At 59.2% G+C, this 21,442-nt stretch carries 19 protein-coding genes and 1 pseudogene; 6 read left to right on the forward strand and 14 right to left on the reverse strand.

Annotated features, from left to right (window positions below):
- Positions 1 to 70: 70 nt before the first annotated feature.
- Entirely contained in the window at positions 71 to 445 is a 375-nt protein-coding gene (locus RLEG4DRAFT_RS59065; protein WP_003574574.1) for a thermonuclease family protein, read from the forward strand.
- Between the two features lie 315 nt (positions 446 to 760).
- Here RLEG4DRAFT_RS59065 and RLEG4DRAFT_RS59070 read toward each other — a convergent pair whose 3' ends face one another.
- The 11 genes from RLEG4DRAFT_RS59070 to RLEG4DRAFT_RS59120 all read right to left on the reverse strand — a co-directional run bounded on the left by RLEG4DRAFT_RS59070 (position 761) and on the right by RLEG4DRAFT_RS59120 (position 12,188).
- The gene (locus tag RLEG4DRAFT_RS59070; RefSeq protein WP_003574572.1) at positions 761 to 1,846 is read right to left on the reverse strand and encodes a Gfo/Idh/MocA family protein; all 1,086 of its coding nucleotides are present in this window, start codon (positions 1,844 to 1,846) and stop codon (positions 761 to 763) included.
- Positions 1,847 to 2,074: 228 nt separating this feature from the next.
- On the reverse strand, positions 2,075 to 2,920 hold the full coding sequence (locus RLEG4DRAFT_RS59075; protein ID WP_037093098.1) for an SDR family NAD(P)-dependent oxidoreductase: 846 nt from the start codon (positions 2,918 to 2,920) through the stop codon (positions 2,075 to 2,077).
- A 120-nt stretch (positions 2,921 to 3,040) separates the two neighbouring features.
- Positions 3,041 to 3,478: a DsrE family protein gene (locus RLEG4DRAFT_RS59080; RefSeq protein WP_003574567.1), complete on the reverse strand. Its 438-nt coding sequence runs from the start codon at positions 3,476 to 3,478 to the stop codon at positions 3,041 to 3,043.
- 123 nt (positions 3,479 to 3,601) lie between these two features.
- Complete coding sequence (locus tag RLEG4DRAFT_RS59085) at positions 3,602 to 4,567, reverse strand: MBL fold metallo-hydrolase (RefSeq protein ID WP_003574566.1); 966 nt, start codon at positions 4,565 to 4,567, stop codon at positions 3,602 to 3,604.
- Positions 4,568 to 4,656: 89 nt separating this feature from the next.
- Positions 4,657 to 5,481 (reverse strand): alpha/beta fold hydrolase, encoded by an 825-nt coding sequence (locus RLEG4DRAFT_RS59090; RefSeq protein WP_037093120.1) that lies wholly within the window; start codon positions 5,479 to 5,481, stop codon positions 4,657 to 4,659.
- Between the two features lie 235 nt (positions 5,482 to 5,716).
- Positions 5,717 to 6,016 carry a tautomerase family protein gene (locus RLEG4DRAFT_RS59095; RefSeq protein WP_003574564.1) on the reverse strand — a complete coding sequence of 100 codons (300 nt, stop codon included), beginning with the start codon at positions 6,014 to 6,016 and terminating at the stop codon, positions 5,717 to 5,719.
- Positions 6,017 to 6,047: 31 nt separating this feature from the next.
- Positions 6,048 to 7,052 (reverse strand): zinc-dependent alcohol dehydrogenase family protein, encoded by a 1,005-nt coding sequence (locus tag RLEG4DRAFT_RS59100; RefSeq protein WP_003574563.1) that lies wholly within the window; start codon positions 7,050 to 7,052, stop codon positions 6,048 to 6,050.
- A gap of 128 nt (positions 7,053 to 7,180) precedes the next feature.
- Positions 7,181 to 10,048 carry an ATP-binding protein gene (locus RLEG4DRAFT_RS59105; protein ID WP_003574562.1) on the reverse strand — a complete coding sequence of 956 codons (2,868 nt, stop codon included), beginning with the start codon at positions 10,046 to 10,048 and terminating at the stop codon, positions 7,181 to 7,183.
- 220 nt (positions 10,049 to 10,268) lie between these two features.
- Positions 10,269 to 11,237, reverse strand: a complete 969-nt coding sequence (locus RLEG4DRAFT_RS59110) for an SDR family NAD(P)-dependent oxidoreductase (RefSeq protein WP_003574561.1) — start codon at positions 11,235 to 11,237, stop codon at positions 10,269 to 10,271.
- Between the two features lie 474 nt (positions 11,238 to 11,711).
- Complete coding sequence (locus tag RLEG4DRAFT_RS59115; RefSeq protein ID WP_037093050.1) at positions 11,712 to 11,936, reverse strand: hypothetical protein; 225 nt, start codon at positions 11,934 to 11,936, stop codon at positions 11,712 to 11,714.
- A gap of 9 nt (positions 11,937 to 11,945) precedes the next feature.
- Positions 11,946 to 12,188, reverse strand: a complete 243-nt coding sequence (locus RLEG4DRAFT_RS59120) for a hypothetical protein (RefSeq protein WP_171898163.1) — start codon at positions 12,186 to 12,188, stop codon at positions 11,946 to 11,948.
- Between the two features lie 156 nt (positions 12,189 to 12,344).
- Here RLEG4DRAFT_RS59120 and RLEG4DRAFT_RS59125 point away from each other — a divergent pair, with 156 nt between their 5' ends.
- Complete coding sequence (locus RLEG4DRAFT_RS59125) at positions 12,345 to 12,629, forward strand: helix-turn-helix domain-containing protein (protein WP_003574560.1); 285 nt, start codon at positions 12,345 to 12,347, stop codon at positions 12,627 to 12,629.
- A 211-nt stretch (positions 12,630 to 12,840) separates the two neighbouring features.
- Here RLEG4DRAFT_RS59125 and RLEG4DRAFT_RS59130 read toward each other — a convergent pair whose 3' ends face one another.
- Together RLEG4DRAFT_RS59130 and RLEG4DRAFT_RS59135 are read right to left on the reverse strand one after the other, a co-directional pair.
- Positions 12,841 to 13,329 carry a helix-turn-helix domain-containing protein gene (locus tag RLEG4DRAFT_RS59130; RefSeq protein ID WP_003574559.1) on the reverse strand — a complete coding sequence of 163 codons (489 nt, stop codon included), beginning with the start codon at positions 13,327 to 13,329 and terminating at the stop codon, positions 12,841 to 12,843.
- Between the two features lie 456 nt (positions 13,330 to 13,785).
- The gene (locus RLEG4DRAFT_RS59135) at positions 13,786 to 14,706 is read right to left on the reverse strand and encodes an ArdC family protein (RefSeq protein ID WP_003574558.1); all 921 of its coding nucleotides are present in this window, start codon (positions 14,704 to 14,706) and stop codon (positions 13,786 to 13,788) included.
- Positions 14,707 to 15,728: 1,022 nt separating this feature from the next.
- On the opposite strand from RLEG4DRAFT_RS59135, the gene RLEG4DRAFT_RS59140 reads away from it, so the two are divergent.
- Positions 15,729 to 16,670 carry a nucleotidyltransferase and HEPN domain-containing protein gene (locus RLEG4DRAFT_RS59140; RefSeq protein WP_003574557.1) on the forward strand — a complete coding sequence of 314 codons (942 nt, stop codon included), beginning with the start codon at positions 15,729 to 15,731 and terminating at the stop codon, positions 16,668 to 16,670.
- Between the two features lie 292 nt (positions 16,671 to 16,962).
- Complete coding sequence (locus RLEG4DRAFT_RS59145) at positions 16,963 to 19,053, forward strand: DUF6538 domain-containing protein (RefSeq protein ID WP_003574556.1); 2,091 nt, start codon at positions 16,963 to 16,965, stop codon at positions 19,051 to 19,053.
- Between the two features lie 21 nt (positions 19,054 to 19,074).
- Here the strand turns inward: RLEG4DRAFT_RS59145 and RLEG4DRAFT_RS59150 are convergent.
- Positions 19,075 to 20,607 (reverse strand): annotated as a pseudogene (locus RLEG4DRAFT_RS59150) (hypothetical protein); the annotation flags it as partial.
- 90 nt (positions 20,608 to 20,697) lie between these two features.
- Here RLEG4DRAFT_RS59150 and tnpA point away from each other — a divergent pair.
- Both tnpA and tnpB read left to right on the forward strand, forming a co-directional pair.
- Positions 20,698 to 21,072 (forward strand): IS66-like element accessory protein TnpA, encoded by a 375-nt coding sequence (gene tnpA, locus RLEG4DRAFT_RS59155; RefSeq protein WP_003574552.1) that lies wholly within the window; start codon positions 20,698 to 20,700, stop codon positions 21,070 to 21,072.
- The gene (gene tnpB, locus RLEG4DRAFT_RS59160) at positions 21,069 to 21,416 is read left to right on the forward strand and encodes an IS66 family insertion sequence element accessory protein TnpB (protein ID WP_003574550.1); all 348 of its coding nucleotides are present in this window, start codon (positions 21,069 to 21,071) and stop codon (positions 21,414 to 21,416) included. The genes tnpA and tnpB overlap by 4 nt, the downstream gene beginning before the upstream one ends.
- Positions 21,417 to 21,442 lie beyond the last annotated feature (26 nt).

Genomic DNA, 21,442 nt, shown 5'->3' on the forward strand with positions numbered 1-21,442 from the left:
AGGACGATCGGGGCGTCCTTTTGACGTATTGAAAGATCCTCGATGCGCCCGGGGGTGGGAAAATCATTCAATGATAGCAGGGCTCATTGTCTGCGCCACGCTGACCGTCGCCGACGGCGACACGGTAAAATGCGATGGGCAAAACATGCGACTGATGGGGAAAGGTGTTCCGTTCGTCTCTGGGATCGACACGCCGGAGATCGGTTCACACGCGAGGTGCATCAAGGAACGGAAGTTAGCGCTCATTGCCAAAGGGCGGCTGAAAGAGCTTTTGGCTGAAAAGGGCTTGCGGGTGATGTTCAGCGGCACGGTGGACAAGACACAAGCGCACCGGCCGCTGGTCAACGTCTATCGAACGAATGGTGAAGAAATCGGCAAGAAGCTGCTGGGAGAAGGGTTTGCGCGGACCTGGGCGCCAGGGCAGCGGAACGACTGGTGCGACTAGCTGGCGAGCCTACCCTGGCGCTCGCGGACAGGCGGGCTCCAGCAGGTTTGAATGTTGAGATAAGCATTTTGGATAAATATTCGCCGTGCTCTAACGCGGTTACAATCTTCCTTCCAGAAGAAGGAGTGAACCATGAAAGCGATCACGGTTTCTCGCCTCATTATCCTATCGGCGCATGCGGGTACTCTCTTGATCGCCGCACCACGCCCTCCGGTTGAGAAAATGCCTGGTAGCGATTCAACTGTTGAACAGCCCATACCCGTGAACTAGCCCGAGAACCGTGAACTGGACGCGGTTGAAAAATGCGCATCTTCTTCAGATTTCGTGGGAAGCCCCTCTGCTCTTTTCGACCGCATTGATCAGCCGATGCAGTTTAACGGCGCTTTCGAACGTCGGCCCGTGGCGTGTACCCGACAACAGATCGGAGGCAAAGAGTTCGTATAGTTTCTTGACGTTCCCGGTCAGAACATTGTCATCTGGCCCAAAGTCGCTTGGGACGGGGATGGGATGGAGGTTCTCGCCAACTTGCGCACCGGAGAGGTTGAACCCGCCGATGCCCACATAGCCCACCGGGCTGGTCAGCAGCAGGTCTCCCTTGCTTCCGTTGATCTCCAGATGGAAATTTGTCGCGCGCGACAGCCCGCCACGAAAGTGACTGATCACCAGCGCGCCGGATGCAAGTCTGCCAGTAAAGGCGATCTGGTCCGCGACGGCGAGCGGAACAGCCTCCTGGCTTTCGACTATCCTTATCGTCGCGCGACGAGTGACCAGCGTCGCCGAGGCGCTGATGAATTCATCGTCCAATGCGAATGCAAGGGCATCCATCGTATGCGCGAACGGCACGTGCACCATGCTCGCGCCTTTGGAGGGATCCAGCGTATACCGGAAGGCATCCTCGAGTTCCTCTCCCCATGTGATCCCGGAGCCGATCACGGTGGCGGAGAGTACCTCACCGACATAGCCTTCAGCGACAAGCTTCCTAATGTGCCTGATGGTCGGGTTTGCCCGGGTCTGAAGGCCGATCATCGTGCGAACGCCCTTGGAGGCGGCAAGCCTGTTCATGGCTTCCGCGTCCCGGAGGTTCATGCCGAGGGGCCATTCGGAGAACACCGACTTCCCGGCCTCGAGGGCGGAGGTCACAAGCTGGAGGTGCTCCGGCACCCTGACTGTAACGACGACCAGGTCGACATCGGGATGGCTCACGAGTTCCTCGGTCGATGAGACAGCGTGATCGAACCCGAACTTCTGGGCCGCTGCCTGTGCGACTTCGATCCGGTTGTGACTTAACGCCGAAAGTCGAAACTGCGGTAGGTCCCGAAGCGCGGGAACATGGGCAGTCGATGCCCAGCCACGGTCGGGGTGTACCCCGATGATGCCAACTCCGATCGGTGTTTGTGTCATTGGACGCCCTCCTTTGGCGTGATTTCCAGAATGGAACGACGGTGTACGAGCTTCGCGATCCGCCACTGTCGGCCGTCAGCTCCTACCCACGTAGTTTTGTCCGTAGCCACAAGACCGGAATGGCTCGGACATCGCATTCAAGAAGGTGTTCAAGCGCGTAACCGGACACGCTAGCCTCGTTCGAGCCGACGAAAGGCATACTTCGAGTCTCTGAGTGCCCGGTGCTGACTAGCGCCCTGGCTCGAGAAGACGGAGCGACACGTCCCAAAGCCTTTCAGCGTTGGCACGGTCGAGCGCATACCCGGCCACGCCCTCCAACCGCGACTCCGGGCGGCTTTCGACCACCGGAGCTTCGGCGCAGTTTTCGAAATATCGCCCGCCCGTTCCCTCCACCAGAGGCGAAGCGGCCAGGAGCACCGTAGTCGCCGCGCCTTCCTCGGGCGTCTTGCGGAGATGCTCGGGTGTACGGAGGCCGCCAGTATGGCGTTGCAGATTGGTCGCGATAGCTCCGGGGTTGAGCGCGTTCGAACTTATCCCGTCGTCGTCCCATCGTTCAGTGATGCCAACGGATAGGAGGGTGCAGGCGGTCTTCGACTGCGCATAGGCCAGCAGCGGATCGTAAGGCATGAAGCGAAAGTGCGGGTCGTCCCAGAAGACCGGGCCGAAAAGGTTGCCGCTCGAACTCACGGACACGACGCGCGCGCCGTTGGCCAGGGCAAGGGATCGCCGGAGGCCCAACGCCAGGGCGAAGTGCCCTAGGAAGTTCGTTGCAAACTGCATCTCCCATCCTTCGGACGTGCGTTGCAGTTCCGGCAGCGCCATGATGCCGGCGTTGTTGACGAGCGTGTGTAGCGGGCCTTCCCAGTCATCCAGGAAACGCGTCACTGATCCGAGATCGGACAGATCGAGAGGCCGCACTTGGATGTTGGGGTTCGCGGTCCTGGCCCTGAGGTTGCGAGCTACCGCCTCGGCCGCGTCCGTACGGCGGGCGGCGATGACAACGGACGCCCCTGCGGTGGCCAGCGCCGCCGTCGTCTCGGTCCCTATTCCGCTCGCGCCTCCGGTCACGATCATCGTTTTTCCATGCAGGTCGATCCCTTTCAATACGTCCGAAGCCGTTGAATGAAATCCGAATGGGAGTTGAGGCATGGCACTCTCCTTTGGGCTTTGTGTCCTGGCCGGATGGGCTAAAGGTCACTCGGTGATCTTAACGAAGCCCTGCTGCACGAGCTGTATGGTTCGCGCCATGGCATCGAGATTGACCTTGATGCCGGGCAGAAGATTCGCGTTGCCCCAGCCGTTGACCCTTGCGGTCGCGCCGCAAAGCTCGACCTTGACGCCAATATCCATGAGGTCAGCGACGAGTTTCTTGTACGGGTTGCCTGTGGCGATGTTGCGCGACGAATTATAGGCCTCATCGTCGAGCGTGACGTGACCCGCGTTGGTGTGGAACACCACGACCACTTCAGACGATGCTTTCCAGTTCGCGATGTCCGTCGTGATCAACTGAAGATGAAACAGAGCCGCGGGCAAGTCGCCTTCGAACTCCAAACCGCCGATGCTGTGAACCGACTTCACCTCTCGCAGTTCAACCGGAATATCGATGAACAGCGCGCTTTTCGTTTCCGACATAGTCGTCTCCTTCGGGTGGATTGAGTCTGCGGATAAATCCGGGATGCCGCTGGAAGCGTCCCGCACGCGCCCCATAGGGACTGGGGAGGAGCGCGGGGACGTCTTGGGTGAAATCTGTCGAAGCTAGACGCCGGCGTAGACAAGCCTCGTGAAGAACGCTGGATCGATCACGAACTGACCCCACTTCGCATCGAACGCCGACGTGGGCTTTGCCTCGACCACCTCGTCGAGCGAGCGCCCCTGGCGTTTGAGCTTTGCCACGTTCTCGCGGATAGCGACCAGCATGTCGCGGAAGTCACGCAACTCGGTTCGGTTGCTCACCGGATTTCCATGACCCGGAATGATGATGGTCTTGTCGGTGGAGGCGGCGAGATTCGCCTCCGATGCCGCGATCATTCCGTCGATGCTGCCCCCCGTCGAGTGATCAATGAACGGATAAATGCCGTTCCAGTACGTGTCGCCGACGTGAAGGACGTCCGCCTCGCGGAACATGACTGAGATGTCGCCATCGGTATGGGCCGCACCATAGTATTTGAGGAGCGCGGTTTCGCCGTTCAGCTCGAGCGTGTGCTCCTTGGAGAAGACATGCTGCGGCTCTCCGCTTTTCGCGACCGGGAGGAAATTGTAGTCCCAGTCTTCCACCCGCTGGACCTTCGACAGATACTTGCGGGTGTTTTCATGCGCTATGATCTTGGCTCCTCCGGACCCGATCCAGGCGTTCCCGTCTGCATGGTCGAAATGCCAGTGCGTATTGATCAGGTAGGTGACGGGGGCTGGCGAGATTTCCGCGAGCGCCTTGGTCATTTGCTTGCGCGAAACGCTGATGCCCGCGTCCACCATGACGAGGCCATCCTTGCCGCTCAGCACCGCGACGTTGCCGCCGGAACCTTCGAGAATGGTAATGCCGTTTCTCAGCTTGTGGGTGGAGATGACGGACTTGGCGGCGCTGTCCTTTATGATGCTGACCAGACCCCGTGCCTCGGCGTAGGCGTCGCGGGGGCTCAACCACCCTCCGGTGGCGGCAAATCCCGCCGCCCCGATACAGCAAAGGCAAAATCCACGGCGCGAGAGCATGTGTTGGGATGTCATGGCATACCTTTCCGCAGCCGGTCTCGAGCGAGCCGACGGCTTCGAACTGGAGTTGGCGGTAGAGGCGGGCCTCGCGGCCCGCCCAGCGGTCAGGCCTTGATGAAGGCCAAGAGGTCCGCGTTGATCACGTCGGCGTGCGTTGTGAACATCCCGTGCGGGTAGCCGTCATAGACCTTGAGCTTCCCGTTCTTGAGCAACTTCACCGACAGCTCTGCGGAGCCGGCGATAGGAACCACCTGGTCGTCGCTGCCGTGCATTACGAGGACCGGGACGTCGATGACCTTCAGGTCTTCCGTGAAGTCAGTCTCGGAGAAGACCTTGATGCATTCGTAGTGCGCATTTGCGCCGCCCATCATACCCTGACGCCACCAATTGCGGATTGTCCCTTCGGAGACGGCCGCGCCGGGGCGGTTGAAGCCATAGAACGGCCCACTCGCGATATCGAGGTAGAGCTGCGCGCGGTTGGCGGCCAACGCCGCGCGGTAGCCGTCGAAGACCTCGATCGGAAGTCCGCCTGGGTTCTTGTCGGACTTGACCATGACCGGAGGAATGGCGGAGATGAGGACTGCTTTTGCGACCCGGCCCTTGCCATGTTTGGCCACATACCTGGTGACTTCACCGCCGCCCGTCGAATGGCCGATGTGAACGGCGTCGCGGAGATCGAGAGCCTCGGCGAGGGCCGCCACGTCGGCTGCATACGTGTCCATGTCGTTGCCACCGGACGTCTGGCTCGAGCGGCCATGGCCCCTGCGGTCATGCGCAATGACCCGGAACCCCTTACCCAGGAAAAACAGCATCTGGTTGTCCCAGTCGTCAGCGCTGAGAGGCCAGCCGTGGTGGAAGACGATCGGCTGACCGGAACCCCAGTCCTTGTAGAAAATCTGCGCACCGTCTTTCGTCGTGATGCTGCTCATGATCTCACTCCCGGTTTCGATGTTTGCATTGGTTGGATTTGAAGACGCCGTGGCCGCAAGTGCCTGCAGCGGCAGGGCGGCGAGTGCGGTGGCGGCGGTCCCTATTAGAACCTCGCGTCTTGTCGCGTCGGGTATCGGAAAATGTTCTCTGGAAGTCATGGTCCTGTCCCTTTTTCGGCGAGGTGGCTCGGCGAGGGCGAATCCGGCCTTCTGTGTTCGCCCCGGCTCAGGGCGATCAGCCAACGACTGGCGCAGCCGCGGCCCACTCTTTGCGCGTGGTCGGATTGCCGTCGATCGTCTCGACGATGTCTTTCGATTTCGAAAGAGTAGTCATCAAGGACTTCGGCCCCTCGAACGGCCTGCCGCCGATGTGCCAGCCATCCGTGTGCAGTTCCTCGATCAGTACCCAGACGACCTCGCGGAAGGCCTCCGAGCCTTCGAACTTGACCATGACGTCGGTCAGCGCCTTGGCCATGGCGTGTTTTTCCTCTGGCGTGAAGACGCCGTCGACGAGCTTTACGTTTACGAATGGCATAGCTTTTTCCTTGGCTGGGGGAGACGCCCACCTAGTCGGCGACGTCGATGACGATCTTTCCGTTGGCAGTGCGATTTTCGACTTCGGCATAGGCTGCAGAAACGGTCTCGAAGCTGAAGCGGCGCGGGTCGAGGAGAGGAGTGATCTTTCCGGCTTCGGCAAGGTGTTTTGCCTCGCGCAGGATTGTGCCGTGGTGGGCGCGGCCTTCTCCGGTCAGGATCGGCAGGAGCGTGAACACGCCCGAGTAGCTTGCGGCCCGGAAGGAGAGCGGTCCGAGTGAATGTGTGCCCCATCCGAGACAACTGACGACGTGGCCGAACCTGCTCACGGCGTTGAACGCGGCATCAATCCCCGCCCCGCCGACGGTATCATAGACGACGTCGAAGCCGCGTCCGCCCGTGTGGTCCTTCACGTACTCCTCGACGGTTGTCTGATGGCGGTCGATCGCAGTCGCGCGCAGCTCTTCGATCTGCCTCTGCTTCGAGGCCTTGTCTACAGCGAAGACCTCGGCTCCAAAGGCGCGTGCGATCTGGATTGCCACATGACCGACCCCGCCCGCACCGATTACGAGTACCTTTTGTCGTGCCTGCACCACTGCGCGATCAACCAGCCCTTCCCAGGCGGTGATGAAGACCAGCGGCAGTGCCGCGGCCTCGCGCATGGTAAGGTTGGTTGGCTTGAGTGCCAGCAGATCGGCATCGACGGAGACGAAAGTCGCCAATGAACCCTGCAGGCCGCCAACCCCGCCAGTCAGGCCGAAAACCTCGTCCTGCGGCTTGAATGCCGTGACGCCAGAACCCACTGCCTCGACGACCCCGGCTAGGTCCATTCCGAGGACGGCGGGCAATGGATGGCGGGCGTGCGGAGCCTGTCCGCTCTTGATTTTGAGATCGAGCGGGTTGACGCTGCTGGCCTTGACGCGGACGAGAACCTCTCCCGCCGCAGGAGCCGGGCAGGCCATGCGGGTCCGGACAAAGTCCGAGTTCGTTTCGGAGAGGACGAGCGCGTCCATTTCGGTGGGAGTGGTGGTCATCATCGGTATGCCCTTCATGCTGCGCTGCCGACAATTCGGCGACGGGCAGAAGATGGCAGACCAGCACGGTCACCAGCCAGTGAATCGTAGTGAATTCTTGTGACGGGCTGTGCGGATATGACAGGTCGTGATCAGGAATATTCGGTCAGCATCGCCTTCGCCGTCCTCAAGTCAGCGGTATCGAAACCTTCGCTGAAACGGTCGTAGACCGTGGCCAGAAGCTCCCGGGCGCCAATCCTATCGCCGCGCCCGCTGGACGAGCGAGCCAGGCTTATGGCTCCTCTCAGCTCCAGCGAAAGCGCGTCCTGCCGTCGCGCCAGCTCCACGGAATGGAGATAGCACCGCTCGGCGAGGTCGCCGTCTCCGCGGTGAAAAAGGATGTCGCCCTTCAGACGATAGAGCTCAGTGATGTACCAGAGTTCGTCCTTCTCTTCGCTTGCAGCAATGGCCGCATCCACGAGCGAGCGCGCTTCGGCGTGCCCGCCAAGCGAGGCGAGACCCTCGGCCAGGGAGCAGACAAATCTGACATTGTAGAGGTTGAAGAGCTTGACCTGACGCAGTTCCGTCAGTCCACTGCGGAGAAGCGGAACGCCTCTTTCGGGAAGTCCCCGCTGGATCAGCAGAGCCGCTTTCCAGCAGCGGCCGAACACCTCCCATGGACCAAGCCCATTTAGTTTCGCCAGGTCGAGTAGTTCCGTGATCGCGGAATCAGCCGCCGCAAGGTCCCCGACATGAACGAGGATCGGGCACGACCACCTGGCCAAAGATTCGCAGAGGGAGATCGCGTGACCGGAGGTTCGCGCCGCCTCGACGGCGGTTTCGGCGGCTCGCACGGCTTGATCCGGAAAGCCCTGCATCCACAAGAGCTGAGCAGGCTGTATTCGCGCGGAAACGGACTGACCGAACCTGAACCTTACCGAACCACCGGGTGGAATGTCCGTGGAGACGTCGTGCGCCAGCATGAGATCGGCGTGGCGACGTGCACCTCGGAAGTCTCCCATGCAGAAGAGCGTCATGCTCAGCATGCGGTCGCCGATGAACCTGTCGAGGCCATTTTGAGCAAGCCTCACGAACCGATCCGCGTTATCGCGCGACGCTCGATATTCACCCATGCCTACTTGTGCGACCCATAAGCCCCAAAGGGCTTCTGCCTGAGCGTCGACGTCTCCCAGGTCTTCGGCAATTTCCAGCGCCTTGGCGAAGGCCGCCGGAGCCTGTGGCGCGAATCCGACTTTGAAGGCCTGTGCCAGACCAAGCGCTCTATAAAGCTGCATGACCTGACGGGCGCGCCCGTCCCGCCTTTCCCCCGGATCGACGCCGAGCAGCGCACGTTGCACACATGCCAGGCACTCGTCTACCAGAGACAATTGATACCACAGCGGAACTGCGGCAACCGTCACCGCGATGCCCACCTCCGTGTCGCCGTCATCCGAATATGCCCAATCCAGGACATAGCGGACGTTGTTGATATGCGTACCGTACTTGTAAAGCCATTCCTCGCTCGACAGCGTTTCGACTTCTTCGTGCGAATGATCGAGAACCTCGCACAGGTATTTCGCAAGGCGTTGTACGACTGGTCCGACCTCCCCTTCCTCCTGCAACTTGCTCAGTGCGAAAGCACGTGTCGTATCGAGCAAACGGTATCGTGCTGCCTTGCCGTGCGTGTCGACAGCCAGAAGGGATTTTGCCACGAGTTGCGCAAGTTGGCCGAGTACATCGCGTTCGCTTACGACGGGATCGAAAGCAACGGCGGCGGCAGCCTCGCGACCGAATTCACCAGCGAATACCCCCAGGGCGCGCAGCACCGTTTGCTCGTCCGTGGAGAGCGCCCCATAGCTCCAGTCGATCATGGCGGCCAACGTCTGGTGGCGTGGAAGAGCGGTGCGCCTTCCACCCGTCAGCAATCGTAGACGATCATTGAGGAGCTCCGCTATTCCGCGCGTACCGAAAGCCTCAACGCGACCAGCGGCAAGCTCGATTGCGAGGGCAATGCCGTCAAGCTGACGACATATATGGGTGACGATCGGAGCTTCATCGTCATCGAACGCGTACTCGCTTGCTGATGAAGTCGCTCGCTCCACAAAAAGGCGAATGGCTGGAAATGCCAATGCATCGGCCGCAGTGAGGCCCGCGCCGAGCGGCGGCATATCGAGGGGCGGAAGCCTGTAGACGCTCTCGCCCTCCACCCGCAAGGCCTCGCGACTGGTAGCCAGAACGGTGATGCCGGGGGCCTCCCGAAGCAAGGTCTCCGCCAGTCGCGCGGCGGCGTCGAGAACGAGCTCGCAACTATCAAACACCAGAAGCATATGCTTGTCACGGAGGTGCGCGCTCACGAGGGAAATCGGATCGCCAGTTATCTCCGGGAGCCGAAGCTGTGACGCCAGCACCGACGGAAGTGACGAAGGATGCGACAGTGGCGCCAAGTCCATGAAGCACACGCCGTGTTGATACGATGATGAGAGTTCCTCCGCCACGCGAATGCCGACCGTTGTCTTTCCAATGCCGCCCGGACCGACAACTGTGACCAGGCGAAACCGTTGAACGCGACCTTCAAGGATTCCGATTGCCTCCTCCCGTCCGATCGGTCGCGTCAGTTGCTTTGGAAGGTTGTTTGGCGCGGCCTCCTCGACAGCGCGGATCTTGACCTCGGAGCGGGAGAGCGGAGCGATGAACCGGTAGCCACGCGCTGGGACGGCGGCAATGTATCGCGCAGCGGATTGGTCTTCGCCCAGTGCCTTACGAAGCACGGCGATCTGCGCTCTTAGGTTTGACTCTTCGACTATCGTGTTCGGCCACGCACGTGAAATCAGTTCGTCCTTCGTCACGAGCTCGCCCGGCCGCTCGGTCAGCGCGATGAGAATTTCGAGCGCCCGCGAGCCGACGGCTACCGACTCCTGATCTTTGACAAGGAGGTGACGCCCCGGGTACAGCCGGAATTCGCCGAAGGATGTCGCTACATCCGATGGATCGGTTGCGTTAAGTAGTGCCTGCCATTCCATTCTGATTTGCCCTGATAACTGAGCGGCGCCAGCTTGAATACCGAGTAACGCCGCGCATTCTAGTCGGACCTGTCAGGTTCGAGGCTGACAGCACAATATAAACCTGATTGATAAGTGTATGGTATGGGCGTAGCGGGACGTCCGTCTTCCCTTAGAGAAATCAGTACATGCCGAGCCGCCGTCGATCACTGAAAGGTACCGCGAGATAGAACACTGTGCTTCAGGTTATTACAATATCTAAACCCGTCAACACCGCGCTCATTTGCCACAAGCTTTCGGCCCTCGCCGGGTCGATCGCATACGGCCGCACCCCGAAGGGGTTGTCGGTCTGAACGGACGCGATATCGCAGTTCTCGCAGTAGACCCCGCCTGATGAACTCAGCGCCGGGGACGTTGCGCACCAGACCGTCGTTGCCGCCCCTTGCTGAGGGGTTTTCTTATCCATCGTGGGATCGATTACGGGGGTCCCGTCTGCTTCGAGAGCGCCGACGGCGTCGAACTCGGATCGGGATAGGTGGCGAATGCCGGGGGTGACAATCATTCCGGGATGAACAGAAAAGGCACGAACGCCATGCCCACGGCCGCGCCTGTCGAGCGATACAGCGAAGAGGGCATTCGCTGTCTTGGATTGCGCGTAAGCCATCCACTTATCATAGGGACGACGCGCGAAATCGATATCCTCGAGATCGACATCGGACATCTGATGGCCCCGGGACGACAGGATGACCACCCTGGATTTCCCGGCGGCGAGCAATGCTGGCCATAGCAGCACGGCGAGCTCATAGTGTCCAAGGTAGTTGATGGAAAAATGGCCCTCCCTGCCACGTTTGTCGCGGAAGAGCGGCTGCGCCATTATCCCTGCATTGAGAACCAGAATGTCGAGCCGTGGCTGGTGCTCGAGGAAGGCTTTCGCAAAGGCTTTAACCGACCCTTGATCCGCGAGGTCGATCGGCCAGACCGCAATCCCGTGGATGCCGTTCAATGCCGCGCGGGCGGCGACGGGGTCAGGAGCGGTAACATGCACGCTTGCCCCCGACATTCCAAGCGCGCGGGCTGTCTCCAGCCCAACACCAGACGAACCGCCTGTTACCAACGCAACCCGCCCCATGAGGTCCACACCGCGAGCTACCTCGGCAGCCGACATGGCGGCCCCGAAACCGGTCAGCAGTGGTTGTTGAACTCCTCCCATCCCGCCCCCACGAGTTTAATCGCGACCCACGATCGGCGCTGGCGCACCGTACCTCGTTTCCTGCTTCCTGTCGCTACGCTCCCTCCGGTGAGCCAAACGCAACACGGCAACCGCTGTTCGGCCGTATCGGCTCCTGACCTCGGCTCAATTACCCCTTCGAATAATCTACAAGCCACTACCGTCGTGAGGATCTCGGCTCGGCCCAGGGCACAAACGTAAGAATAACAAAAAAGGCCGGGACGAAATCGGCCAGCCACTAACGAAAATGTGGAATCGAGGGGCTAGCCTTCCAGGTCACGGGGTGACATCGCCAGCAGCTGCTTGGTTGACGCCCGTGCTTGGCTTTTCAATGATGCTGGTCGCGTGTGGTAGTGAGATGAGAGGCCGAAAGATGGTCAGCCGCATCAGATGCTTCCATGACCGGGCTCGGGGGCCGGCAATGCTAAAGGAAATTATTCAACCCAATTTAATGGGTTAATAACCTTTAAAAAACGCTTTAATTGATCCACTAAAGGGGTCAGTCAATGCGATTAACAATTCAAACCCATTTTTGACGGCAAGTGGCATCCCGCCGGCACGCTTGAATTCAAGGATGGCGCGGCAGGCTTTCAGGGCGCGTCGATCGTCGACTACGATCTCGACTATTTCGTCACTGTGGCATTGGCGGAGTTTGCGGCCGCAAAGACTGTCCGCGACCATCGGGCCTTGTCAGTCCGTTATTCCGTTGATCTCGAAAATCGATCTAGCCTCAGCTGGCCGCCCTACCTTTTGGATCTCGTGCCCCAGGGACATGCGAGGCGAAAACTTGCCGAGCACCTCGGCCTTGCTGAAGGTTCGCGCACTTCCGATCTCCCGTTGCTTCTGCTTTCGGCGACGGGCGGCATTGGGAATATGCGGATCAAGGAAGCACCCGAGGCCGAAGCGGAACGACTTCGCGGTGTTGAGCGACAAGGCGTCTGCGACCTCGCTGAACACCTGGAGCAGGCGCCGACCATGGCGAAACATTTGGGGGCATCTTCGGACATTCTGGAACGTGCGATGGGGACGCTGCATGGAAATCGCGGATAGCGTTTTGGCAACGTGCCTGTGATGCAGGGGGACAACTAGATGGCGCGCTGGAAGAAACCCACGAAAGAAGAGATTCTTGAAAACCGACGAACACTGGCTGAGCGTGCTCGAACCGGCGATCTAAGGCTACCTGATGCTGTGGCAGAGATCCGAAAGGGTATCGGCATGACCCAGGAAGAGTTTGCTAGAACGCTTGCGCTAACGCGGCGACAAGTTGCTGAAATGGAAGCTGGGACGGCGAACCCGACGCTTGAAACATTGGACAAGATAGGGCGGTTATTCGGTTTTCGAGTTGGTTTTGTACCCAAAGGCGGGGTGAACTAAGCAACCCCATCTAAGCACGCGAGAGACGCACTCCCGGCAAATCCACACTTAAAACTCTCGCGCCATAGGAGATCTTCATCGTCGCCGGCGCTCTTTACCTGTTTCTCACCCTCCTGATCACGTAAGCGTTCCAGATCCTTGAGACACACTGGGCAGAACCAAGCAAGCGTCAACACTGGCGGGCTTGTGCCCGCCGACTTTCGTCGCTTTCCTAGCGATCGACGTCTGTCTGTTCTTCCATCTCTTCGTCGACAATCGAACTGACGAGGGCAACCACGCGACTGCGCACACGCGGCGAAAGCAGTAATACGTCTTCGATCAGACGGCGCCCTTCCGCCGTGGAAATATAGGCAATCCTATCATCGACTTCGGCTGTGAGTTGCTGGTCCTGCAAAGTTTCGGGATCTGGAAGGCCTTCGAAAAACTTTGAAACGGGCACCTTAAGGCAATTGGCAAGCTCATAAAGCATGGAAGCGCTGACGCGGTTTTTGCCGCTTTCATATTTCTGAACCTGCTGCAAACTGACGCCGATACCGGCGCCAAGATCGCCGAGAGATACATCTGACTGTATCCGGCGAATACGGATCTGCTGTCCGACATGCAGGTCGACCGGATGCACCGAATCGCGTGCAATACTCGACTGTGCCGCTTGCGCTCGCCTCGACGATCGGATTTGGACAGCTGGTACATGGCGATTCATGGTCGACACCCCCAATGGAGAGTTTCATGCGGTGCGCCCCCGCTGAACTCGCTCAACCCACTGATCGGGGAGTTGGAAACCGTACAAGACGGTCCTGTGGCCTTTAGTTCCGAGGAACCTGGACATACGCCACAGGCTCCTCGACCTAAGGTCAAGGAGTGTGATGCCGAATCGGCCGGCACCAACCGCTTGTAGGGGTTTCCACACCCCAAGGCAGCGCGTACTGCCTCGCCAAAAAGATAGTTGAAATCCGCTTGCTGTGCAACCGAATTCGTTACAAGATTCAATGGCTTCGGCTTATGGACGCGCTTTCGCCCGAAGAGCGGAACGTTTCCCGGGAGGCCTAGCCGGAGGAGTGAAACCCGATAGCTGTGGCCTAATACGGAATTCGTATTGCCTCCGCTGCAACATCCGGCAGACCGATGTCGGGCTGCCTTTGGCTGAGAAAGAGACGGCTTACGCCGCCTCCTCCTCGTTGAGGTCCGGCTGCAAATCATGCAGGTAATCGACGGCCCGCTGCGCATGAGCTGCCGCTGAAAAGATGGCGCGCTTGTCGTTGCCCAGAACTTCGAGCCAGCCATCGAGGTAGCTTGCGTGATCGGGGCGTGGTTCGAGCTCCGGAACGATGCCAAGATCGGCGCAGAGAAAGCAACTGCCGAGTTCGGCAATCAGTTCTTCCCGGGCGCGTTCGCTCTGGTCTTTCGCGTAGCGGCTGAGATCACGATCAAGCCTCCGGGGTGCCGCGGTCCAGTGCGTCATCTCGTGGCTCAGGATGGCAACAAAAGAGGCGTCGTCGCGGAAGGCATCCAGGTGTGGCATCTGGATGTAATCACGGGCAGCAGCATAATAGGCCGCTGATCCTCCGTGCCGGATCATGGCACCGGTATTGGCAAAGAAGCGGCCGGCATTGCCGATGCGGCTCATCGGGTCCTCCACAGGTGCGATGCAATGAGTGGGTCGATCGAGACCGGTGATCTGATCGGTATTGAACACCGTGTAGGTCTTGAGGAATGGAATATCCCGTTCGATCTCCGCGCCTGTTTCCGTCGTCTCGGCACGGATGAAAGAACTGGCGAAGACAACGGTGGTGCCGGTTTCGCCCTTGCGGACGGCAGCGCCGAGTTCCTTTGCCTGGCGAAAGGTCATCCAGGTCGATGACGCAAAGCCGCGGGCGATGGCTTCCGACCAGAGGAGCAGAATATTGATCCCGGTGTAGGCTTGGCCGTTGTGGCGCAGTGGCCGGCTGACCTCGGCTGTCGCATCTTTCGTCGTCCAGGGTCTGGTCCATGGCCGTACGCCCTGTTCGAGATCGGCGATGATCTTGGTGGTGATGCGGCTGTAAATATCGGATCGTTGATTGGATTGCTGCGTGCTCATGTCTGAACCTCCGTTTGGAGGTCGCGGCCATCGCGACCTGCTACGGCGGTCTGAAAGCCAGGCAGCAAGCACCGCCTGCACCCGCAGGGCCGCAACGAAGTGGAGGACGGCAAAGCCGTTGCCGGCGGCGCGAGCCTGGCAGGACCAAAAGCCGGGGCAGGACGCGATGATAGCACCACCAAGGCAGGGTGGTGAAGGAGGCACAGTAGCAAATCCAAGCTGCATGACGTCGCTCACATCGCACATGAACCCATGAACCGCATCGGGGATCGTTTACCTGCGCGGCCTCCCGACCGGGGCGGGCGCGGCGATGCACCCAGTCCTCTCAAGGCATGCCCGCCGTGAATCTGGCCAACGCGCGAAGACCGGTCGATGCCGGTGCATAGGGTCATGTCTCATCCCCAGCGCTTTCCGGCCATGGTCCGTTACACCCGCGCCGTGCGAGCGGTTGTGCGGCGACGTCGAGAACCCGGCAAGATATTCGCCATAGATTTCCGGAGTGACTGTGAACAGGGTCCGGTCGAGCAGCAGTTCCTCAGCGCGGTCCGCGGAACCCCAGGACCGAATCCGGGCCGTCGACCTGCCAAGCCATGCGGTGGCCCGACCGATCAATTGCGGGCCGCAGCCTCGATGCCCACTCCGCAGCGACACGCTTGCGTCCGGACCTTGTTCCTGTGCCAGGAGGACATAGGGATCTGGGAACTCCTTACTAGCCCCGAGAATGCGGCAGCGTCCGACACACGGCGCGATGGCATGGAGGGACGACGAGAAAACCCGGCTGGTATGCTCGCGTTGCTGACGGCGCCGGTTGACAAGCAGCAAGGCTATACGCAACGAATGGTCTCGCGTCGGTAATTTGCGTGACGCGCGCGAGATAGGTCGCCACGCGAAATCAGGTATGCCGGCCGTCGCTGTTCAGGCGGATCGTAAGGCCATTTGCAGTTGTGGTTTGAGGCAACCCGTGTAGAATTCGCGCTGAGTTTTCAAAGTCATTTTAAGCCGCCTCGCGATCATTGCTCTCCATGATGAAAACATCCCTCAACCATATGCCACTCCGCAAACAGCGTGAGATTGGCCGCGTTCTGGAAATCCTTCACGAGGAATTCGAAGACGCGTTGAAAGACGGAACGGCGGAATTCAAGAAGCGTGGCCGGATCCTCAAGATCATCCTGTTTGGTTCCTACGCCAAGGGCGGCTGGGTGGATGAGCCCTTCACGATGAAGGGCTACCGCTCGGACTTCGATCTGCTGATCATCGTCAACAACCGCAAGCTCTGCGACTTCGCCGAATACTGGCACAAAGCTGCCGACCGGCTGATCCACGACAAATCGATCGAAACGCCGGTGAGTTTCATCGTCCACTCCAGGCGAGAGGTGAATTCGTACCTCAAAGAAGGCCAATACTTCTTCTCCGACATCCGCAAGGAAGGCATCGTTCTGTACGAACTCGATGATGAACCACTTGCGGAACCGAAGGCCCTCTCTTCGGCAGAGCTTTTCAAAGTCGCGAGCGAACACTTCGACCAGAGGTTTCAGGCCGCCACGCGCTTTCTGCAGATGGCAACGTTAGCAATTGAGCGTCATTACATAGAAAATGCAGCCTTCGAACTCCATCAGACGATTGAGCAGGCCTATTCCTGTGTCTTGCTGACGCTCACCAATTACGGTCCGCCATCTCACAACATCAAATTCCTCCGCTCGCTCGCCGAGGAACAGGATCGGCGCCTGGCTGAAGCTTTTCCTCGCGATCAGCATCGCGAGCGTGCTTGGTTCAACACGTTGAACGAGGCTTATGTTAAAGCACGGTATTCCAAACATTTCGAAATCAGCGAGGAGGCGCTCAGCTGGCTTGCAGAGCAAACCTCGTTGTTGCTTGTGTGGGTCAAAACAATCAGCACCGAGCACCTTGAGATTCTTCGGCGAAATGGTGGTGACGGTGGGTGGCCGGCTGTTCGTTCCCGATAGAAGCGGAACCTCAGACTCTGTGATTTGACAATTGGTGCGGTTTGATGGGAATCAACCGTAGGTTAAGTCACTTCCGGCAATCATGCTTGAATCTGGTTTCAAAGCCTAAAGGTTCGAATCCAGGTTCCCCAGCCAATTCTCCCTAAATCCCCTTAATTCCTTGATTTTCCAGTCGTGCCGGATATCGTTTTGGCATCATTGGCGACCTGATGCCCAGAACTGTAGCCCACAGGTGATGCCCACGCGGAAACTGCGTGGGACGTCGCAGGTGGCAGGCAGGGGGCAACTACCCATGGCGGTCCGCCACGACGTCGAGAACCTTATTCGCCGCGGCAATATCTTCTACTGGCGCGCTCGTGTTCCCAGTTCTTTCGCGCGGTGCCAGCCGGGCAGCCGGCTTTCACTGAGCCTTCATTGTTCCGATCATAAAAAGGCCCAGGCAATCGGCAGAAAGCTCAACACGCTGATGGCCGAACTGAGGATGAAATCGAAGGAACCAATGTCCAGGGCGCAGCTTCAAAAGCTTTGCGAACACGAACGGGACGTGATGCTCTTGCATCTCGAAGACGTCTCGATCGCCGCGAGACGCTATGGTCGCCCGGCTGACATCGAAGAGCTGGAACTCGATCTGGAGAATGGCTGGGCTTATAAGCTGCTCGCTATGTTTGGCATCCGCCAACGCCTGACGCTGAAAGAACGCTGCATCGGATCCAAGTACCTTCTCGACAACGGGATACCGGCGTCTCATATCTCTGCGATCAGATCGAACTATCTCGAACTACTCCATGAAGCGAACACCCGTGGCTTCCAGGATGGAATTCGAATGCTGATGCATCAGTTCGATATCAGCCAAAATCCCCTCAACCACGAAAAGGCAATGAAGGCCTATTTCAATGGCCGAGCGGAAGCGCTGTTCGACGTTGCAGAGAGGCATCCTCTCGCAGACCGAAATCTCAGTGAACTCACTGGTGGGTCAAGGCCGAATCCGCAGCCTGTTGCCAACGAACAGGCAACTGAGGTCACCATGCCACCGGTGCATCTGATCGCGATTCCGGTCGATGTTGCTCCGACACCAAAGTCTCCCGAGCCCTCCCCAATCGTCACGCTCGATCTTTCTCCATCACCGCAATACGTTGCCATCGAGAAAGACGACGGCCTGAAAGCGCGGCCGGTTGTTCAGGTCGCGGATTTCGAGGCCGAGTGCGAACAGCTCGTCCAGAACATGAAGGACGCTTGGGACGACAGTACGGCGCGTGATGCCCGCGCTTTGGTTCGTATGTTCAAGAGCGTGCTTGAAGAATACGGCATCGAGCACACCGGTCAGATCAGCCAATACCACCTCGGCAAGCTGCGCCAGCACTTCAATAACATTCCGATACGTTGGGGACAGAGCGCCAAAATGAGGGCGATGTCGGCACCCGAGCTACGGGCCGAAGCTCAGAGGCTGCGCGAGCAGGCCGAGACGGAGGGCAAGGAGGCGGCCGTCGGCTTGAGCGCCGCGACCATCCGCAAGCACTTCGGAAACCTGAACCACTTCCTCAAGCATGTGCGCGGGCACGGCTTTGAGCTCGACGATTGGAGCTTCGAGGGGCTGAGACCGAAAAAGCCCAAGGCCGGTTCTATCCGCAGGCAACAACACAAGCCGACGCCGGACGAGATCCGGCCGCTTTTCTCCTGCCCAGTCTATACCGGCTCCCTGAACCACGATCGCGGCCGCGGTAAGCCAGGTCCATATGTCTTCCATGACGCGGCCTACTTCCTGCCGATCATGTTCACCTATCTTGGCGCCCGCAGAAGAGAGTTCGCTGGTCTTTCATTGAACGATATCGAGGAAGATGACGATGGTCTGGTGATCGTCCTTCGGACGAACGAGTTTCGGCGACTCAAGACCGAGCAATCCGAGCGAGTAGTGCCTATTCCCGACGAACTGATCGGTTTGGGCTTCATGGACTACTGCGTTGCTCTACAGACGCTGGGATACAAAGCCGTATTCCCGGACCTTATTTCCCACAAGACAACGAATGATCCGGGCGACCGTTTCTACGACGTTTTCATCCCGATGATGCAGCGGTCGTTGGGGGACAAAATGTGGAAGCGCGCTTTCCACGCGCTCCGTCACGGTATGGCAGACACGTTGAAACAGGCAGGCGTTTCTACGGAGGTCATTGACGATATTTCCGGGCGTCTCTCTGATGGAAGCGAAACCAACAGTCGTTATACGAACCCCGCCGGTCTCCCATTGATGCGCGACGCCCTCGGCAAGTATCCGATCATCACGTCAGGGATCGAGGCGAAGCCGATCAAGCTACTGCCGTGGATCGAACAACGGGTGCCGCCGCCTTGGGCGCGCGAGGCCAAAACCGAGGCGAGACGCCGGAAATAATTTCCGACGTCTCGTTGAAAGTTATGCGGCCTCCCAGACCTGATTGAGAATACGGGCGGCGAGCGCTGCCTTATCTTGGGGAAGGAAGCGCCCGTAATGCTTGGCGACCATGTCGGCGGTGTCCTGGATCGCGTAACTCGCCTGCTCGTAGGAGCCGGTCTGCTTCAGGATGTGGGTCGCCAGCACGTCGCGGACATTATGCGGTCCGTGCGGCAAAAGACCCTTGATCGCCCCGCGCCCTGTGTACGGGTTGTAGATCCCGTAGCGCTGGATCGTCAAACGCCAGGCCTCGTAGAAGCTGGTGATGTCATAGGCGGCATCCGTGCTGGTCGTCTTGACAGTCTTGACGAAGAAAGTACCGGGATCGGCGGCCGAGCGCAGCAGTACCGCGCGATGTTGCTCGACATAGGCGTCGATATATTTGTACAGATCCAGAAGATCCGGCAGCACAAGACGAAACGGCTTGTCGCCGAAGAAAGATGAGTGAGCATTCTTGAACGCGACCGCCGGGATGAATACTTCCCAGCCGCCCTCGCGGTCGCTCCAGCGGATTTCGCCGCGCTTCATCTTCTCGAGAACGCGCTCCGAACGTGGCATGTAACCTTTGGGGCAGAGCATGAGTTGCCGAAGGTTTTTCTGCCGCAGTCCGAGATGCAAACCCAACCTCAACATCAAAAACGCGCGAACGGCTTCGGCAGCGGGCCGAGGATAACGATGTTCATCCGGCGTCAGGCGGATGATCTCCTCGGTGATCTTGCGGTACTCGCCGACAGGGCTTGCTGCCTCGAGGACCGGCATGATCGGCTCGAACGGATCGCGGTGGACACGGGCGATCCGCTGGATTTCCTTCACACGATGAGCAGCATGTTTGTGGAAGTCGTCGCAGGCTCCATGCCAATCCGCATGGGCATAGTCGATCTCATTTTGCGAAACGAGGCCAGCGATCGGCTGGACTCGCGATAGAAGTTCAGGATGTTGCCGAAGCCATCCGGTGCCCTCCTTAGTGATCGCCAAGGCGATCCGTAGCATGTCGACTTCCCAGGCGGTGTAGAAGCCGCGCCGGGTTTCCCGCCATTGGAGGTACCAGTCCCAGACGCCGGGAAAGAGCAACAGGCCGAAGGTCAGTTGACGCGGCGGCACGCCATAGCCCCTGACCTCCCCATCCTTAGCTGCGGCAAGGGCGCCGAACATGAGCCCGAGATGCTCGATCTTTTGAGACGCCGTCTCCTCCCCCCAGACACCGTTTCGCTGGAAACCAACCGACGTGAGAGCCGACGTCTTGAAGCGCACCAGGTCGGCCATTTCCATGGCCAGCGCCGGTGGCGCCTCGATGACACCAGACAGCAGGTCGGGATCTTCTATCCAGGTTTCCTCATAGTTGGCGGGAACGATAATCTTGCCATCCCGCGGCGCCCGACCGCCATAGGACACGCCTGGAAAGCGGATCGCATATCGCTGCTTGGCGGCCGCCGCCTGAAACTTTCTGTAGTCGGTCGACCCGCTGATGATAACGCGCCGAACCCATTCAACGATCTCTTCGCGCTTCTGGAACGGCGTGAGCGTCCGGTGATCGGATTTTGGTTAGGTGCGGGATTGGCGCAAGTTACGACACAGATGATTCATTTGTGACGTAACAGGGTATGAATGGCCAAGGTTGAGATTCTGACGGGTGCCGAGCGACAACGTCGCTGGTCGACGGAACTGAAGCTTTCGATATTGCAAGAAGCGTTCAGCGCGGATGGCACCGTTTCGGATGTCGCGCGCCGGCACGACGTTCTTCCACAGCAGATTTACGCCTGGCGAAAGAAGCTCTTGCCAGCCGAATCTCCCCAGACGTTCATCCCGGTATCGCTTATCGGAGCGTCGGAGAGCGTTAGTGACGGTTCCAAGAGGAGCAGTGCTCGGTCGAGATGCAAAGACGTTGAGATCGTCCTGAGGAATGGCCGCTTACTGAGAATTGCAGCGGACATGGATCTCGAAGTGCTATCGTCACTGGTCGCTTGTGTGGAGGCGGCATGATCGGGCCTTCGGGGAATGTGCGGGTTTATCTGGCCTGCGGGGTGACCGACATGCGGCGTGGCATTGATGGACTGTCGGCGCTTGTCGAGACGGCTATCAAGGAGGTGCCGGGCTCCGGCGCAATCTTCGGCTTCCGCGGAAAACGCGCTGATCGGATCAAACTTTTATGGTGGGATGGCCAAGGGTTTTGCCTGTTTTACAAAATTTTGGAACGCGGATACTTTCCCTGGCCGACGGCGAAAGATGGGGTTGCGCATCTGACGCAAGCTCAGTTGTCGATGCTTGTTGAGGGGATCGACTGGCGCCGACCTGCGTGGACTTCTGCTCCCGGACGAACGGGTTAAAAGCTATATTTTGCAAGGACATCCGG

Source organism: Rhizobium leguminosarum bv. trifolii WSM2297, from assembly GCF_000271845.1.